The 15874-nt window shown below is 72.4% G+C and carries 19 protein-coding genes; 12 read left to right on the top strand and 7 right to left on the bottom strand.

Features of this window, described 5'->3' with window-relative positions; translation table 11 throughout:
* Window positions 1-54 precede the first annotated feature (54 nt).
* From KF737_RS16865 to moaA, 6 genes are all read right to left on the bottom strand, one after another.
* The gene (locus KF737_RS16865) at window positions 55-1146 is read right to left on the bottom strand and encodes an aromatic ring-hydroxylating dioxygenase subunit alpha (RefSeq protein ID WP_296457690.1); all 1092 of its coding nucleotides are present in this window, start codon (window positions 1144-1146) and stop codon (window positions 55-57) included.
* Window positions 1147-1390: 244 nt separating this feature from the next.
* Window positions 1391-3001, bottom strand: coding sequence for an alpha-glucosidase (locus KF737_RS16870; RefSeq protein ID WP_296457486.1), 1611 nt, complete (start codon window positions 2999-3001; stop codon window positions 1391-1393).
* A gap of 59 nt (window positions 3002-3060) precedes the next feature.
* Window positions 3061-3681 carry an ATP-dependent Clp protease proteolytic subunit gene (locus KF737_RS16875; protein WP_296457489.1) on the bottom strand — a complete coding sequence of 207 codons (621 nt, stop codon included), beginning with the start codon at window positions 3679-3681 and terminating at the stop codon, window positions 3061-3063.
* Window positions 3682-3787: 106 nt separating this feature from the next.
* The gene (locus tag KF737_RS16880) at window positions 3788-4231 is read right to left on the bottom strand and encodes a molybdenum cofactor biosynthesis protein MoaE (protein WP_296457493.1); all 444 of its coding nucleotides are present in this window, start codon (window positions 4229-4231) and stop codon (window positions 3788-3790) included.
* Window positions 4232-4297: 66 nt separating this feature from the next.
* Window positions 4298-4537, bottom strand: a complete 240-nt coding sequence (locus tag KF737_RS16885) for a MoaD/ThiS family protein (protein WP_296457495.1) — start codon at window positions 4535-4537, stop codon at window positions 4298-4300.
* A 3-nt stretch (window positions 4538-4540) separates the two neighbouring features.
* Entirely contained in the window at window positions 4541-5608 is a 1068-nt protein-coding gene (gene moaA, locus KF737_RS16890) for a GTP 3',8-cyclase MoaA (RefSeq protein WP_296457498.1), read from the bottom strand.
* Between the two features lie 29 nt (window positions 5609-5637).
* Between moaA and KF737_RS16895 the strand changes: the two genes are divergently transcribed.
* The gene (locus KF737_RS16895) at window positions 5638-6222 is read left to right on the top strand and encodes a nucleotidyltransferase family protein (RefSeq protein WP_296457501.1); all 585 of its coding nucleotides are present in this window, start codon (window positions 5638-5640) and stop codon (window positions 6220-6222) included.
* Window positions 6223-6322: 100 nt separating this feature from the next.
* Here KF737_RS16895 and KF737_RS16900 read toward each other — a convergent pair whose 3' ends face one another.
* Window positions 6323-6490, bottom strand: coding sequence for a hypothetical protein (locus tag KF737_RS16900; protein ID WP_296457504.1), 168 nt, complete (start codon window positions 6488-6490; stop codon window positions 6323-6325).
* A 220-nt stretch (window positions 6491-6710) separates the two neighbouring features.
* Between KF737_RS16900 and KF737_RS16905 the strand changes: the two genes are divergently transcribed.
* The 11 genes from KF737_RS16905 to KF737_RS16955 all read left to right on the top strand — a co-directional run bounded on the left by KF737_RS16905 (window position 6711) and on the right by KF737_RS16955 (window position 15822).
* Window positions 6711-7178 carry a hypothetical protein gene (locus KF737_RS16905; protein ID WP_296457507.1) on the top strand — a complete coding sequence of 156 codons (468 nt, stop codon included), beginning with the start codon at window positions 6711-6713 and terminating at the stop codon, window positions 7176-7178.
* Window positions 7179-7315: 137 nt separating this feature from the next.
* Entirely contained in the window at window positions 7316-7948 is a 633-nt protein-coding gene (gene rplU / locus KF737_RS16910) for a 50S ribosomal protein L21 (protein ID WP_296457511.1), read from the top strand.
* 32 nt (window positions 7949-7980) lie between these two features.
* Window positions 7981-8256, top strand: coding sequence for a 50S ribosomal protein L27 (gene rpmA / locus KF737_RS16915; protein ID WP_293477192.1), 276 nt, complete (start codon window positions 7981-7983; stop codon window positions 8254-8256).
* Window positions 8257-8394: 138 nt separating this feature from the next.
* Window positions 8395-8928: a GNAT family N-acetyltransferase gene (locus KF737_RS16920; RefSeq protein WP_296457514.1), complete on the top strand. Its 534-nt coding sequence runs from the start codon at window positions 8395-8397 to the stop codon at window positions 8926-8928.
* A 91-nt stretch (window positions 8929-9019) separates the two neighbouring features.
* Entirely contained in the window at window positions 9020-9565 is a 546-nt protein-coding gene (locus KF737_RS16925; protein WP_296457521.1) for a biotin transporter BioY, read from the top strand.
* Window positions 9562-10599 (top strand): GTPase ObgE, encoded by a 1038-nt coding sequence (obgE, locus tag KF737_RS16930; protein ID WP_296457524.1) that lies wholly within the window; start codon window positions 9562-9564, stop codon window positions 10597-10599. The genes KF737_RS16925 and obgE overlap by 4 nt, the downstream gene beginning before the upstream one ends.
* A 1-nt stretch (window position 10600) precedes the next feature.
* The gene (gene proB, locus KF737_RS16935; RefSeq protein WP_296457527.1) at window positions 10601-11731 is read left to right on the top strand and encodes a glutamate 5-kinase; all 1131 of its coding nucleotides are present in this window, start codon (window positions 10601-10603) and stop codon (window positions 11729-11731) included.
* Between the two features lie 31 nt (window positions 11732-11762).
* Window positions 11763-13331 (top strand): aldehyde dehydrogenase family protein, encoded by a 1569-nt coding sequence (locus KF737_RS16940; protein WP_296457530.1) that lies wholly within the window; start codon window positions 11763-11765, stop codon window positions 13329-13331.
* A 9-nt stretch (window positions 13332-13340) separates the two neighbouring features.
* Window positions 13341-14000: a nicotinate-nucleotide adenylyltransferase gene (locus KF737_RS16945; protein WP_296457532.1), complete on the top strand. Its 660-nt coding sequence runs from the start codon at window positions 13341-13343 to the stop codon at window positions 13998-14000.
* Between the two features lie 35 nt (window positions 14001-14035).
* Window positions 14036-14494, top strand: coding sequence for a ribosome silencing factor (gene rsfS, locus KF737_RS16950; protein WP_296457537.1), 459 nt, complete (start codon window positions 14036-14038; stop codon window positions 14492-14494).
* A 245-nt stretch (window positions 14495-14739) separates the two neighbouring features.
* Entirely contained in the window at window positions 14740-15822 is a 1083-nt protein-coding gene (locus KF737_RS16955) for an aspartate-semialdehyde dehydrogenase (RefSeq protein WP_296457540.1), read from the top strand.
* Window positions 15823-15874 lie beyond the last annotated feature (52 nt).

A 15874-nucleotide genomic window follows, 5' to 3' on the forward strand; every position in this document is an offset into this window, starting at 1 on the left:
CGCCGAGGCGATCGTGAGGGCGTGGCACGCGGCTCGCAGCGTCATCCGGCCCGCCTAGCTCCGCCACCTCAGGGTCGCGGGCTCCACGGGGTTCACGAACGCCCGCCCCTCGCGGCGGCTGGCGAGCCATTCGCGCTTCAGGGCCTGGTACCACTTGGCCTGGCGGTCGGCGTCGTCGAGCCAGAGCAGCGCCGGGTCGTGCTTCAGGCCCTGGTTCTGCAACTCCACCATCTCGGCGTCCTGGCGCAGGAAGGTGCGCGCCATCGCGCCCACCACCGGCTTCAGCAGCGTGAAGGCCGGATGGTCCGACCAGGCGATCTGGGTCACCCGGGTGCGCGCCCCGTCGATCGGCGTCAGGCAGGTCAGCGACAGCACCTGGCGCCTGCCCACCGTCACGTGCTCCCAGCGCAGGCCGGGCAGGCGGAAGGTGATCTCGGTGAGCGGCTGGCCGCCCAGGATCGCGTAGGCGCGGCTGTTCTTCGAGGGCGCGTGCCGCACCATGGCGAAGCCCTGCTCGCGCGGTTCGAAGCGCTTCTCCTTGTCGTGCTCGGACCCCGCCGTGCGCCACCACCACTGCCGGTGGACGTAGGGGCCGTGCGCCGGGTCCATCAGCCCCACGACCGCCTGGTCGATATGCGCCTCGAACACCATCCGGTCGACCAGCTTCGGCGCGCCGCCGACCACGCCGGGGAAGGCCGGCGCGGGATGGTCGGGCTCGGACGCGGGCGACGCGCCCATCCAGACGAACACCATCCCCTGGCTCTCGGCCACCGGATAGCGCCGCACGCGGATGCGTTCGGTCTCCATCGCCTGGTCGGCGGTCAGCGACGGGATCGCCGCGCAGGCGCCGTCGGCCCGGAAGCGCCAGCCGTGGTAGGGGCAGGCCACCGTCTCGGCGCCCGCGGCGTCGCGGTGGAACCGCCCGGCCGACAGCGGCGCGGCCCGGTGCGGGCACACATCGCGCAGGGCGAACAACTCGCCGCCGCGGCTGCGGCCCAGCATCACCGGCTCGCCCAGCATCTCGACGTGGTTGAGCTTGCCCGGCTTCAGGTCGCCGGACAGCGCGCCCAGGTACCAGGCGTCGGTCAGGAATCCCTGGCCGAAACGTGTCTCGGCGCGGGTGGTGCGGGTCTCGCCGTCAGGCATGGTCGCGTTCACGCATACTGCGCCCTGAGTACGCGGGCGCCCGGCCCAACGTCCATTCAACTCTGGCCTCCTCTCCCCCCGCGAAGCGGAGAGGGAGAGGGCAGGGAGAGGGCGGCGCAGGTCGGAGATCCACTCCGAGGCGCCGCGAGGACCCTCGGGCCACCCCCTTGCGGGCCGACGTTCGGAGCCGCCCTCTCCCTACCCTCTCCCTCTCTCGCGCCTTCGGCGCTTGGGGGAGAGGCGATCACGATACCGGCCGCAGGAAGCAGGCGGCGTAGGGCGAGAGGCCGACGGACTCGCCGCGCAGGTCGGCCTCGCCGTTGCGGAGCGGCAGCAGCTCGGCCTGCGCCAGGCCCGGATGGGCGAACACCTGCGGCTCGCCCGAGAAGTTGAAGACGCACAGCACGTCGCCGTCCTCGTGCGCGCGGACGAAGGCCACCAGCGGCGCCGGCACGCCCAGGAACGCGATGTCGCCCACGCCGAGCGCCGGCGTCGCCTTCCGGAGCGCGATCATCTCCTTGGAGAAGCTCAGCACCGAGTCCGGGTCCGCGCCCTGTTCCTCCACCGAGAGCCCCCGGTGCTCGGCCGCCAGCGGCAGCCAGGGCTCGCCGTCGGTGAAGCCCATGTTCTCGCCCGCCGTCCACGGCATCGGCGTGCGGCACCCGTCGCGGCCGCCGTCGTAGGGCCAGTAGAGGTCGCCCACCGGGTCGCGAAGCTGGTCGCGCGTCAGCGACGCCTGCGGCAGCCCCAGCTCCTCGCCCTGGTAGACCAGCGTCGTCCCCTTCAGCGCGATCAGCAGCGCGAACATCATCTTCGCCAGTTCCGGCGAGGCGTCCTTCCCGCCGAACCGCGAGACGGTGCGCGGCACGTCGTGGTTCGAGAAGCTGATGGTCGGCCAGTGGCCCGGGAACCGCGCCAGGGTGTCGTAGTGCCGGGTGACGAACCCGGCCTCCAGCCTGCGCTGCAGCAGCATCACGAAGGTGTAGCCCGAGTGCAGCCCGTCCGCCGGCGACAGGTAGGCGCCGCACCGCTCCTCCTCCTCGGAGAACTCGCCGAACACGAAGCGGTCGGGGAAGGCGTCCACCCGCCGCCGGATGACGTCCAGGGTCTCGACGTTCTCCTCGAGGTTGGAGTCGTAGAAGTGGAACTGCAGGTTGCCGGCGTGGCTCCAGTTCAGCCCGCGGCGCTCGGCCATCGGCACGGGCGGGTTCGGCGTCAGCGCCGCGTCGTGCAGGAAGGTGCCGGCCACGTCGAGCCGGAAGCCGTCGACGCCCTTGTCCAGCCAGTAGTCCAGCACCGAGAGCGCCGCCTCCCGCGCCCCCGGATCGCGCCAGTTCAGCTTCGGCTGCTGGCGCAGGAACTTGTGGTGGTAGTGCTGCCGCCGCGCCGGCTGGTAGGCCCAGGCGGGGCCGCCGAACACCGAGAGCCAGTTGTTCGGCGCCGTCCCGTCCGCCTGCGGGTCGGCCCAGACGTACCAGTCGGCCTTGGGCCCGTCCTTGCCGCCGGTCAGGCTCTCCACGAACCACGGATGGACGTCGGAGGTGTGGGAGAGCACCTCGTCCAGCACCACCTTCAGCCCGCGCGCATGGGCCTCGTCCAGCAGCGCCTGGAAATCCTCCAGCGTCCCGTAGTCCGCCTGGATGCCTTCGAAGTCGGCGATGTCGTAGCCCCAGTCGCGGTTCGGCGACGGGTGGATCGGCGACAGCCAGATCCCGTCCACGCCCAGGCCCTGGATGTAGTCGAGCTTGGACATCAGCCCCGGCAGGTCGCCGTGCCCGTCCCCGTCCGAGTCGCAGAAGCTGCGCACATACACGTGGTAGAGGATCGCGCCCTTCCACCAGGGATCAGCCGCCATCGCGCCCTCCGCTCTCACCTCCCCCTCCCGCCGCTGCGCGGGGGAGGTGAGGCGTTTGGCTAGACCTCCGACGCGTCGGTGATGATCTTGCCTACCAGGCCGTACTCGACCGCCTGCTCGGCGCTCATCCAGAAGTTCCGCTGGGTGTCCTTGACGACCTTCTCGTAGGTCTGCCCGGTCTCGGCGGCGATCGTGCGGTTGATGCGCTCCTGCATCTTGATGATCTCCTCGGCCTCGATCTGGATGTCCGAGGCCTGGCCGCGCACGCCGCCGGCCGGCTGGTGCAGCAGGAAGCGGGTGTTCGGCAGGCAGAGCCGGTTTTCCTTCTTCGCGCCCAGGAAGATGTGCGCGCCCGACGAGGCCACCCAGCCCGTCCCGATCACCTTCACCTGCGCGCCGCAGAAGCGGATCATGTCGTGGACGGTGTCGCCGCTCTCCACGTGGCCGCCCGGCGAGTTGATGATCACGCGGATCGGCTTGTCGCTCTCGGCGGCCAGCGCGGTGATCTGCGCGGTGACGCGCTCGGCCAGGCGCATGTCGATCTCGCCGAAGATCAGGACGGTGCGGCTCTTGAACAGCGCGTTCTGCACCGGCCCGGCCGTCATCGGCATGTCGGGCAGGCGGCCCTTGTCCTCGTCGTCGCCGTCTTCGTCGTCGAGGTAGGAAGTCCACTTCAGCATAGGTCGCGCCTCAAAGTCGGGTGTGTGCCCTTGGAGTTATTGGTCCGCCGCGGTTCCGGCAAGTGCGGAAGGATCGCAGAGCGCCGCTCATCCACCCCAACGAACCCTAACCCCACCGCTCGCGGTCGGCGTGGTCCTGGGCGGTGGGTTCGATCCAGCGTTCGCCGTCGGGGCCGTGCTCCTTCTTCCAGAAGGGGGCGCGGGACTTCAGGTAGTCCATCAGGAAGTCGCAGGCCTCGAAGGCGGCGCGGCGGTGGCCGGCGGCGGCGGCCACGAAGACGATGGGCTCGCCCGGCGCGATGCGGCCGACCCGGTGCAGGATGGCGAGGTCGTGCAGGCCGAAGCGCTCGCGGGCCTGGTCGGCGATCCTGCCGATCTCGGCCTCGGTGAAGCCGGGGTAGGCCTCCAGCTCCAGGATCGCGGTCGCGCCGGCCTCGGCGCGGGCGATGCCGGTGAAGGTGGCCACCGCGCCGGTCTCAGTGCGGCCCTTCGTGAATTCGGTCAGGAGCGCGCCGGGGTCGAAGGGCGCCTCGGTGAGCCGGATGCTCATCCTACTCCGCTCCTGGCGGAGCTACGAAGGATCGACCAGACCCTCCGAAGCCTTGGCGAAGGAAGGTCATCCGCCGCTCATGGGCGGCAGGAAGGCGACCTCGCTGCTGGCGCTCAGCGCCACGTCGCCGCGGACGACGGCCTGATCCACCGCCACCTGCACGCCCTTGCCGCCCAGCGCCGCGCCCAGGTCGGCGTCCTCGGCGGCGAGGACGCTGCGCAGCTCCGCGACGGACGCCGCCGCGATCCGGCGCTCGCGCCAGCCGGCGAGGTCGCGCAAGGGACCGAAGAGCAGCACGCGGGCCATGGCTCAGCCGCCCGTGGTGGACATGTGCCGCGCCACGGCGGGCCGCCTGCGGGCGATCTGGAAGTCGTGGCCCCTGGGCTTCACGTCCACGCCGCCGCGGATGGCGGCGACCAGCTCGGCGTCGCTCGCGCCCGCCCGCAGGACCGCGCGCAGGTCGGTGGCGTCCTCCTGGCCGAGGCAGGTGTGCAGCGTGCCGGTGCAGGTGAGCCGCACCCGGTTGCAGGTTTCGCAGAAGTTGTGGCTGAGCGGGGTGATGAGGCCGAGCCGCCCGCCGGTCTCGGCGATGCGGACGTAGCGGGCCGGGCCGCCGGTGGAGAGCGGCAGGTCCTCCAGCGTCCAGAAGCTCTCCAGCTCGGCGCGGACGTCCTTCAGCGACAGGAACTCGTCGGTGCGGTCGACGTCGACCTCGCCCATCGGCATCGTCTCGATCAGCGTCAGGTCGCAGCCGCGCCCGTGCGCCCAGCGGATGAGGTCGGGGATCTCCCGGGCGTTGGAATCGGCCAGCGCCACCGCGTTGATCTTCACCGAGAGTCCAGCAGCCTGCGCCGCCGCGATACCCGCCTGCACCCTCGCAAGATCGCCCCCGCGGGTGAGCTTGCGGAAGAGGTCGGGCCGCAGCGTGTCCATCGAGACGTTCACGCGCTGCACGCCCGCCGCCGCCAGCTCGGGCGCGAACTCGGCCAGCCGCGTGCCGTTGGTGGTGAGCGTGAGCTCGTCCAGCGCGCCGGTCTTCAGATGGCGCGCCAGGCTGCGGACCAGGTCCATCATGCCCTTGCGCACCAGGGGTTCGCCCCCGGTCAGCCGCAGCTTGCGCGCGCCCAGCGACACGAACGCCGAGGCGACGCGGTCCAGCTCCTCCAGCGTCAGCACCTCCGCCTTCGGCAGGAAGGTCATGTGCTCGGCCATGCAGTAGACGCAGCGCAGGTCGCAGCGGTCGGTGACCGACAGGCGCAGGTAGGTCACCGTGCGGCCGAAGCCGTCGGCCAGCGCCCGGCGCGCGACGGGACCGGGATCGAGGGGCCTGGGACCGAGGGGGCTGTGCGGGGCGGCGATGTCGTCGTACGGCGTCATTCGAACGCCAAGATAGGAGGAAAGGCCGCGTGACGACAGGCGCCGACTTCGCCGCGCTGGTCCTGGCCGCCGGCGCGGCCTCGCGGTTCGGGGGCGGCAAGCTGACGGCCGCCTACCGCGGCGCGCCGCTGGTCCATGGCGCGCTGGCGGCCGCGCGGGCCTCGGGCGGCGCGATCACCGTCGTGACCGGAGCGGACGCAGACGCGGTGGCGGATGCGGCGCGGGCGTTCGATCCCGGCGTGCGGATCGTCCATGCGGCCGGCCACGCCGAGGGCATGGCCGCCTCGCTCAGGGCCGGGATCGCGGGCCTGCCCGACGGGCTCGCGGGCGCCTTCGTGTTCCTGGGCGACATGCCGCGGATCCCGCACGCGGTGCTGGCGCCGCTGGCCGAAGCGGTGCGTGGCGGCGCGCCGGCCGCGGCCCCGACCTTCCAGGGCGTGCGGGGCCACCCCGTCGTGCTGTCGGCGGCGCTCTTCGCAGGCGCGCGGACGCTCAGCGGCGACGTCGGCGCGCGGCCGCTGATCCAGGGGCTGGGCGCGCGGCTGGCGCTCGTGGAGGCGCCCGACGACGGCGTGCTCTTCGATGTGGACGAACGGCCCGATCTGGCCGGCTAGAGCATTCGGCGGTTCGCTTGAACCGTCGAATGCTCAACGCTTCGCTTGGAAATAGACCATTCGGCTTCCCGACCTCGGACCTACCTAAGCGCCGAATGGTCTAGACCTTGATGTCGACCTTGCCGCCCGTGCCGTTGCTGGGGGTGATGCGGACCTGGTCGGCCATGTTGAGCTGGCGCGCCGTGGCGGCGAGCGTCTGGGCGACCTGCACCGAGGTGGGCAGGCTCAGGGCCGTCCAGAGCCCCTGTCCGGAATTTCGTAGCTGCACGCTGACCATAGCGTCTGCCTCGACATTCTGGTCGGCATCCTAATGGCCACATCTTAACCGGCAGTTAACCGCACCTCACTTTCTGGTTGTGGCGATCAACTGTCGCGGGTTTCCTCCCGCAGCCCGCCCGATGCGGGTCCCGTTTCGGATGACGTGTTCGCCGGACGCCGTCTTTCCAGCCTTGCTTGCCCCGGTGGCCGCGCCGCGCGATGTTCGGCGCATGGCGTTTCGTCTCGCACCCCTCCTCGCCGGTCTCGCGTGCGCCTTCGGCGCCGGCGCCGCGCTGGCCAGCGACTATATGGTGGTGACCTCCAGCGATCCGGCGTTCGCGCGCGGCCAGGGGTTCGACGCGGGCGCCAGGGTGGCGCTGGGCGCGGGGCAGAAGCTGACCCTGATGCATGCCTCGGGCGACCTCGTCACCCTCAGGGGCGCGGCCGGCGGCGTGACACTGCCCAGGCGCATGGCCAACCAGGCCGAGGCCGACCGGCTGGCGATCCTGAAGGTGATGGTCGCGCCGGCCGCCAGGCAGATGGTGGGCTCCACCCGCACCCGCTCCGGCATCTGTCCGAGCCCGGAGAGCCTGACCAGCCTCGACGCCATCGTGCAGGTGCAGGCCGCGGGCTGCCGCGGCTCGGCCGGCGAGGCGCTGGAGACCTGGCTGGCCTCGCACGAGCCGCAGGACCCCTGAGGGGCCGGCGCCGGCCCCGGGCCGGCGCATTGACACCCCGCCCTTCCGCTGTATAACCGCGCCTCCCTCGTCCGGCGGGTCTCCGTCGGGCGCGAAAACGCTTTCAATCAAGAAGAAATACAAAGGCGCAGACGACGATGTACGCGGTGATCAAGACCGGCGGCAAGCAGTACCGGGTCCAGCCCGGCGACCTGCTGGTCGTCGAAAAGCTCGACGGTGAGCCCGGCGCGAAGGTCGCGTTCGGTGACGTGCTCCTGCTGGGCGAAGGCGAGGCCGTGACGGTCGGCGCCCCGCTCGTGGCCGGCGCCTCGGTCGCCGCGACCCTGATCGAGACCCGCAAGGGCGACAAGGTGAAGATCTTCAAGAAGATCCGTCGCCAGGGCTATCGCCGCACCCGCGGCCACCGCCAGGCCGAGTCGGTCCTGCGCGTCACCGGCATCACCGCCGGCGGCAAGGAGACCAAGTGGGACGGCGAAGTCTCGCTCGTCACCAAGGCCGAGCTGGACGCCCGCGCCCGCGGCCTGGACTTCGCGACGATGAACCAGCCGCGCAAGACCAAGGCGCAACTGGCCGCCGAAGCCGCCGCCCCGGCGCCGAAGGCCGCCAAGGCCCCGAAGGCTGAAGCCGCTCCGGCGCCGGAAGCCGAAGCCCCCAAGGCCGAGGCCAAGGCCGCCGCGCCGAAGAAGGCTGCTGCGCCCAAGGCCGAAGGTGAAGCCAAGAAGCCGGCCGCCAAGAAGGCGGCTGCCAAGAAGGACGACGCGGCGGAGTAATCCGGCCGCGCAGTTGAGGACAGGAGCAGACCATGGCTCACAAGAAATCCGGTGGTTCGTCGCGCAACGGTCGCGATTCCGCGGGCCGCCGTCTCGGCGTGAAGAAGTTCGGCGGCGAAGCCATCAACGCCGGCTCGATCATCGTGCGCCAGCGCGGCACCAAGTTCTGGCCGGGCGAAGGCGTGGGCATGGGCAAGGACCATACCCTCTTCGCGCTCGTCACCGGCGCGGTGAAGTTCGTCACCAAGGCCAAGAATCGCACCTACGCCACCGTAGTGCCGGCCGACAAGGTGATCGCAGCCGAATAGGCGGAACCCGCTTTCTCCGGGTCCGCCAGCACCAAGGCGGACCGGACAGACGACCTTCGCGGGGAGTCCGGTTCGTCCGGGCTCCCCGCAGTCGTTTTGGGCCCCCACGCAACCAAGAAGGGGCCGGGAGGTAGGGAAATGTGTGCAGTCGACGTCAGGCCGGCCATCGCGACCGAGCGGCTGGTGCTCCGGGGTCTCGTCGCGGGCGATGCGCCGCAGGTGGCCGAGCTCGCGAGCGATTTCAACGTGGCGGCCATGACCGCGCGCATCCCGCATCCCTACGCCCTCTCCGACGCCGAGTGGTTCGTGGGCTATGCGCAGGCGCGCGATCCGCGGCGCGAGGCGAACTTCGCCATCGAGCATCGCCGGTTCGGCGTGATCGGCGTCCTGGGCTTCGACGGGACCGACCCGAGGCGGCCGGAGGTCGGCTACTGGCTGGGCCGCCCGTTCTGGGGCCGCGGCTATGCCTCGGAGGCGCTGAAGGCCGCGATGGCCTGGGCGCGCGCGGACTGGGGGAAGAACGCGGTCTGGGCCGGCCACTTCGCCGACAACCGCGCCTCGGGCGGCGTGCTGGTGAAGGCGGGCTTCCTCTACACGGGCGACGTCGAGACCCGCCACTCCGTCGCCCGCGGCGAGGACGTGCCCACCCGCATGATGGTCTGGCTCGCCTAGGCCATTCGTCGGGACGAACGGCCTGTTTCCAAGCAAAGGTCCCGAGCATTCGGCTGTTCGCCGAATGCTCGGGGGCTGGTATGCGCACGCCATGACCGCCGCTGCATCCCGCCGCCGCGCTTCCGGCGCCTCCAGCCAGCCGCTGCCCTTCCAGGCGGCGGCCGTGGCGGCGGGCGCGCTCGCCATGGCGGCGGCCGGGCGCTTCAGCTTCGACCTCGGCCCCGTGCCGATCACCCTGCAGACCTACGCGCTCTTCGTGATCGCCGGGCTGTTCGGCGGGCGGCTGGGCCTGCTGGCCGTCCTGGCCTGGCTCGTGGCCGCCGCGCTCGGCCTGCCGGTGCTGGCGGACGGCGCCGGCGGCTGGCGCGCGGTGGCCGGCCACACCGCGGGCTTCCTGGCCGGCATGGCCGCCGCGGCCTGGGTGGTGGGCGAGGCCGCGCCCAAGGCCAAGGGCTGGATCCCGCTCATCCTGCTCGTCCTCGCCGGCCACGCCATCGTGCTGGCGGTCGGCTGGGCCGGCCTCGCCACGTTCATGGACCCCAAGCCGGCGCTGACCGTCGGCATCGTCCCCCTCCTGCCCGGCGCGGTCGTCAAGTCGCTCGCCGCCGCGGCCACGATCCGACTGATTTCCCGATGAAGTTCCTCGATCAGGTCAAGGTCTACGTGAAGAGCGGCGCGGGCGGCGGCGGCGCCGTCTCGTTCCGCCGCGAGAAGTACATCGAGTTCGGCGGCCCCGACGGCGGCGACGGCGGCAAGGGCGGCGACGTCTGGATCGAGGCGGTCGAGGGGCTGAACACCCTCATCGACTACCGCTACCAGCAGCATTTCCGCGCCGGCACCGGCGTCCACGGCATGGGCCGCAGCCGCCACGGCGCCGCCGGCGCCGACGTCGTCCTGAAGGTCCCCGTCGGCACCGAGGTCCTCGACGAGGACAAGCGCCTGATCGCCGACATGTCCGCGCCCGGCCAGCGCCTCCAGCTCCTGCAGGGCGGCAACGGCGGGTGGGGCAACGAACGCTTCAAGGGCCCCGTGAACCAGGCCCCCCGCCACGCCAACCCCGGCCAGGAGGGCCAGGAGATGGCGCTGTGGCTGCGGCTGAAGCTGATCGCGGACGTCGGGCTCGTCGGCTTGCCGAACGCCGGGAAGTCGACCTTCCTGGCGGCGTCCAGCGCGGCGAAGCCGAAGATCGCGGACTATCCGTTCACGACGCTGGCGCCCAACCTCGGCATGGTCGACCTGTCGGTGGGCGAGCGGTTCGTCCTGGCCGACATCCCTGGCCTGATCGAAGGCGCCAGCGAGGGCGCAGGGATCGGGACGCGGTTCCTGGGCCACGTCGAGCGGACGGCCGTGCTGGTGCATCTGGTCGACGCGACGCAGGAGGACGTGGCGGGCGCGTGGAAGACGGTGCGCCACGAACTGGAGGCCTACGGCGAGGGCCTGGAGGACAAGTCCGAGATCGTGGCGCTGAACAAGATCGACGCGCTGGACGAGGCGACGATCGCGCAGAAGGCGGCCGAGCTGGAGGCCGCGGTCGGCCACAAGGTCCGCCGGGTCTCGGGCGTGGCGAAGATGGGCGTGACCGAGATCCTGCGCGAAGCCTACGCCCTGGTGCGCGAGAAGAAGGGCGAGATCGCCGCCGAGGACGCGGCCCCCGAGGAATGGCGGCCCTGACATGAGCGAGATCGCGTCCGCCCGCCGGGTCGTCGTCAAGGTCGGCTCGGCCCTGCTGGTCGGGCCCGACGGCGCCGCGCACGGCGCGTGGCTCAGCGACTTCGCCGCAGACGTGGCGCGGCTGCGGGCGCGGGGACAGCAGGTGCTGATCGTGTCGTCCGGCGCGGTGGCGCTGGGGCGGCGCAGGCTGGGCCTGGGCAAGCGGGCGCTGACGCTGCCGGAGAAGCAGGCCGCCGCGGCGGCCGGGCAGTCGGCGCTGATGCGGGCGTGGGAGGAGGCGCTGGCGCCGCTCGGCCTGGTCTGCGCGCAGGTGCTGCTGACGCGCGACGACACCGAAGTGCGGCGGCGCTGGCTGAACGCGCGGGCGACGGTCGAGGCGCTGCTGGGCCTGGGCGTCATCCCGGTGATCAACGAGAACGACACCGTCGTCACCGAGGAGATCCGGGTGGGCGACAACGACCGGCTCTCGGCCCGCGTGGCGCAGCTTGTGGGCGCCGAGGCGCTGGTGCTGCTGTCGGACGTCGAAGGGCTCTACACGGCCGATCCGCGGCGCGATCCGGCGGCGACGCTGGTCCCGCGCGTCGGGCGGCTCACGCCCGGGATCGAGGCGATGGCGGGCGGCGCGAATGCCGCGGCCGGCGTCGGCACGGGCGGCATGGCGACCAAGCTGGAGGCGGCGCGGATCGCGAGCCATGCCGGGTGCGCCACCATCATCACCCTCGGCGAGCGGCCCGGCCCGCTGGCCGCCATCGAGGCCGGCGCGCCGGCCACGGTCGTCGAGCCGGAGACGAGCCCGCGCGCGGCCTACAAGGCGTGGATCGCCGGCTCGCTGGCGCCGGCCGGATCGCTGACGGTGGACGCCGGCGCGGCGGCGGCCGTGCGGCGCGGCAAGAGCCTGCTGGCGGCCGGGATCAAGGCGGTGGACGGCCGGTTCGACAAGGGCGACGCGGTGGTCGTGCGCGACGAGGCGGGCCGCGAGATCGGCCGCGGCCTGGTGCGCTATCCATCGGACCATGCGGCGCGGATCTGCGGGCTGAAGTCGGCCGCGGCGGAGGCCGAGCTCGGCTACACGTCCGGGCCGGTCGTACACGCCGACGACCTGGCGCTAGCCGCGGGCGCGCTCACCGCCTAGGTTAGGCTCAGGGCGAGCATAAGGGGGAGCCGTGGACGACGGCGCATCAGGCAGGGAGGCGCAGGCGGTCCGCACCGGACGGCTGGACGCGCTCGCGCCCGGCCAGGCGATCCCGTTCGCGGGCGACCGCGTCGCCTATGTGACCCCCGGGCTCGCCGCCGCCTTCCGGCCCGGCGACCGGCTGGCGGTCGTCCAGGACACCGGCGACCTGCTGCACATCCCCGCCCGCGAGCACGCGGCCGCCGAGGCCGCGGTGGGCCGCGCCGTGGGCGCCTTCGCGCGGATGGGCGAGGTGGACGACGCCGCCGTCACCGCCTTCTTCGACACCTTCGCGCGTCGGCTGGAGGACGACGCCGTCTGGGCGAGGATCGCAACCGCCAACGCCGCCGACGTGGAAGGCGCCAGGGCGCGGGGCCGCTCGACGACGCGGCTGATCGCGTCGGACGCGATGCGCGCCGACATGGTCGCGGGCCTGCGCGCCTGGCGCGACGCCGAGCCGCCGCGCGGCCGGGTGATCGAGACCGTGGCGCACGACGGCTGGACGGTGGAGCAGGTGACGGCGCCGCTGGGGGCGGTGGGCTTCGTCTTCGAGGGCCGGCCCAACGTCTTCGCCGACGCCACGGGCGTGATCCGCGCGGGCAACACCGTCGTCTTCCGCATCGGTTCCGACGCGCTGGGCACCGCGCGCGCCATCGTGGCCGAGGCGCTGGACCCGGCGATCGCCGAGGCGGGGCTGCCCGACGGCGCGGCGGTGCTGGTGGATTCCGCGGCCCACGCGGCCGGCTGGGCGATGTTCGCCGACAGCCGCCTGTCGCTGGCGGTGGCGCGGGGGTCGGGGCCGGCGGTGGCCCAGCTCGGCGCCATCGCGCGGCAGGCCGGGACGCCCGTCAGCCTGCACGGCACGGGGGGCGCCTGGATGGTGGCCGACGCGAGCGCCGCCGCCGAACGGTTCCACGCCGCGGTCTTCCATTCGCTGGACCGCAAGGTCTGCAACACGCTGAACGTCTGCTGCGTCGTGCGCGAGCGGGCGGACGAGTTGATCGCGGTGTTCCTGGAGGCGCTGGAGCGCGCGGGCGAACGGCGCAGGGGCGTGAAGCTGCATGTGGCCGAGGCCGACTGGGACCGCCTGCCGGAGCGCTGGCGCACCGCGCGCACAACCGTGGTCCGCGCCGAGGGGCCGGTGGAGGAGGCGCTCGCCGAGCCGTTGGCCGACGCCGATCTCGGCCGCGAGTGGGAGTGGGAGGAGACGCCCGAGGTCACGCTGAAGGTGGTGGCCGACGTCGCCGAGGCGGTGGCGCTGTTCAACCGCCTGAGCCCGCGGTTCGCGGCGACGCTGATCTCGCAGGACTCCGACGCGCACGCGCGGTTCTACGCGACGGTCGATGCGCCGTTCGTGGGCGATGGCTTCACCCGCTGGGTCGATGGCCAGTACGCGCTGAACAAGCCCGAGCTCGGGCTGTCGAACTGGGAGCACGGGCGGCTCTTCGCCCGCGGCGGCGTGCTGGCCGGCGACGGCGTCTTCACGGTCCGCGCCCGCGTCCGGCAGAGCGACCTCGACCTCGACCGCGGGGGCGCAGCCACCCCGCCGCGCAACCGGTAGCGCCGGCGCATGTGGTTTGCAGGCCCGGCGCGCCGCGCGCCCGTCGCAGGACGTCCCGGGGCGCTGAGGCTGGGCTTCACGCTCAGGCCGGGCATGCGGGTCGGCCTCTTCGGCGGCTCGTTCAACCCGGCGCACGAAGGCCACGCCCACGTGGCCGAGACGGCCCGGCGGCGACTGGGCCTGGATCGCGTGGTCTGGCTCGTCTCGCCGCAGAACCCGCTGAAGTCGCGCCACGAGACGGCCGACCTCCCCCAGCGCATGGCCGGCGCCCGGGCGCTGGCGCAGGGGCCGGGCATGGTGATCTCCGACATCGAGACCCGCCTGGGCTCGGCCTACACCATCGACACCATCCGCACCCTCAAGGCGCGTTTCCCGGGCGTCCACTTCGTCTGGATCATGGGCGCGGACAGCCTGGCCGGCTTCCACCGGTGGAAGGGCTGGACGCAGATCATGCACGAGGTCCCGGTGGCCGTGGTCTCGCGCCCCTGGATCTCGCTCAAGAGCCGGTTCTCGCCCACCGCAAAGCGGTTCGCCCACTCCCGGCGCTCGTCGGCGGCGGCCATGGACCTGCCGGGTTCGAAGCCGCCGGGCTGGGTCTTCCTGCGGGGGCCGCTCAATTTCCAGTCATCCACCGCGCTTCGGGAACGGATGCGCCGGGCGAAGGCTTGATCGGGTCGCGAGGCGCCTGACCGCGCGCCCATGATGTGGTAGGGTCCCGCTGGCGAGGACACAAAGGAGCTACCCCGCTGAACCGTAACCCCGCGCCGAGTGCGCACGAGACCCCGGCGAAGACCGAGGCCTCGATCCAGGACCCGGGCCGCAACACCGCGATCGAGGACCTGATCCTCAATCGCCTGGACGATGACCAGGCCCAGGACGTCGTCTTCATCGACCTCAAGGGAAAGAGCCCCGTCGCCGACGGGCTCATCGTCGCGTCCGGCCGCTCGCAGCGGCACGTGGGCGCGATGGCCGACCACCTGCTGCGTTCGCTGAAGGAGGCGGGCTACGGCAAGTGCCGGATCGAAGGCATGCCCAGCGCCGACTGGGTGCTGATCGACGCCGGGGACGTGATCGTCCACCTGTTCCGGCCCGAGGTCCGCTCCTTCTACAACATCGAGAAGATCTGGTCGGTCGAGACCGGCGGCCACCGCGCCGCCGTCTGAGCCCCTTCCCTCCCCATCAAGGGAGGGAACGGCGCTTTACAGCCGCGCCTTGCGCAGCTAAAGCGCCTGCGATGTTCGTCCGCGCGACCATGATTATCACCCGGAAAACGACCCGCTCCTGCGGGGCGTCGACGGGTGCGCGCGTGATCTGAAGCGAGCACACACCCGGAGAGAGCCCCGCCGAAGCGCGGGGCCCCGATCACCGGACCAGCACCCCGCGCCTCCGCCCATCAGGAGACGCCGCCATGACCTTCCAGACCTTCCGCAGAGCCCATCCCAACGTCGCCATCCTCGGCGCGACCGGCGCCGTGGGCGTCGAGCTGATCCGCTGCCTGGAGCAGCGCGACTTCCCGCTGGCGCGGCTGAAGCTGCTGGCCTCGCCGCGCTCGGCGGGCCGCAAGCTCGCGTTCCGCGGCGAGGAGCTGACGGTCGATGCGGTCGATAACGCCAGCTTCAACGACGTGGACCTGGCGCTGTTCTCGGCCGGGGCCGGCCAGTCCAGGACCTGGGCGCCCGTCGCCGTCGCCGCCGGCGCGGTGGTGGTCGACAATTCCTCGGCCTTCCGGATGGACCCGGACTGCCCGCTGGTGGTGCCCGAGGTGAACCTCGACATGCTGGTGGCGCACCGCGGCGTGGTGGCCAATCCCAACTGCGTGGCGATCATCGCGGCGATGGCGATCCAGCCGCTGCACCGCGCCTTCGGCCTGACCCGCGTTCGCCTGTCGACCTATCAGGCGGCGTCCGGCGCCGGCGCGGCGGCGATGGAGGAGCTGCGGGCCTCGACCGCGGCCCACCTGGCCGGCGAGGCCTATGCGCCGCAGGTGCTGAAGCACCCCTACGCCTTCAACCTGTTCAGCCACGACAGCGGCGTCGATCTCGAGAGCGGCTACAACGGCGAGGAGCTGAAGGTGGTGGCCGAGACCCAGCGCCTGCTGGGCCGCCCGAACCTGCCCGTCGGCATCACCAGCGTCCGCGTGCCGGTCCTGCGGGCCCACACCATCGCCATGACCCTGGAGTTCCCCGAGCCGGTGAGCCCGGAGGCGGCGCGCGAGGTGCTGTCGGGCGCGCCGGGCGTGCGGATCGTGGACGACCGGGCGGGCAACCACTTCCCGATGCCCTCGGAGTCGCAGGGGCAGGGCGACGTCCTGGCCGGCCGCTTCCGCACCGACCTGGCCGACCCCACCGGCCGCTCGGTCTGCCTGATGGTCTCGGGCGACCAGTTGCTGAAGGGCGCGGCGCTGAACGCGGTGCAGATCGCCGAGCACCTGTTCGCCGACGCGCGTGAGCAACTGCGGTCGAGCGAGGTGCTGGGCGAGCCCGTGGCCTGAGCCCGTCATTCGCGGCTGGACTCCGGCCGGGCCGGGTGATGCGATCCTTCCA

This window comes from Phenylobacterium sp. (genome assembly GCF_019636135.1).
In the GTDB taxonomy this organism is placed as follows: Bacteria; Pseudomonadota; Alphaproteobacteria; order Caulobacterales; family Caulobacteraceae; genus Phenylobacterium.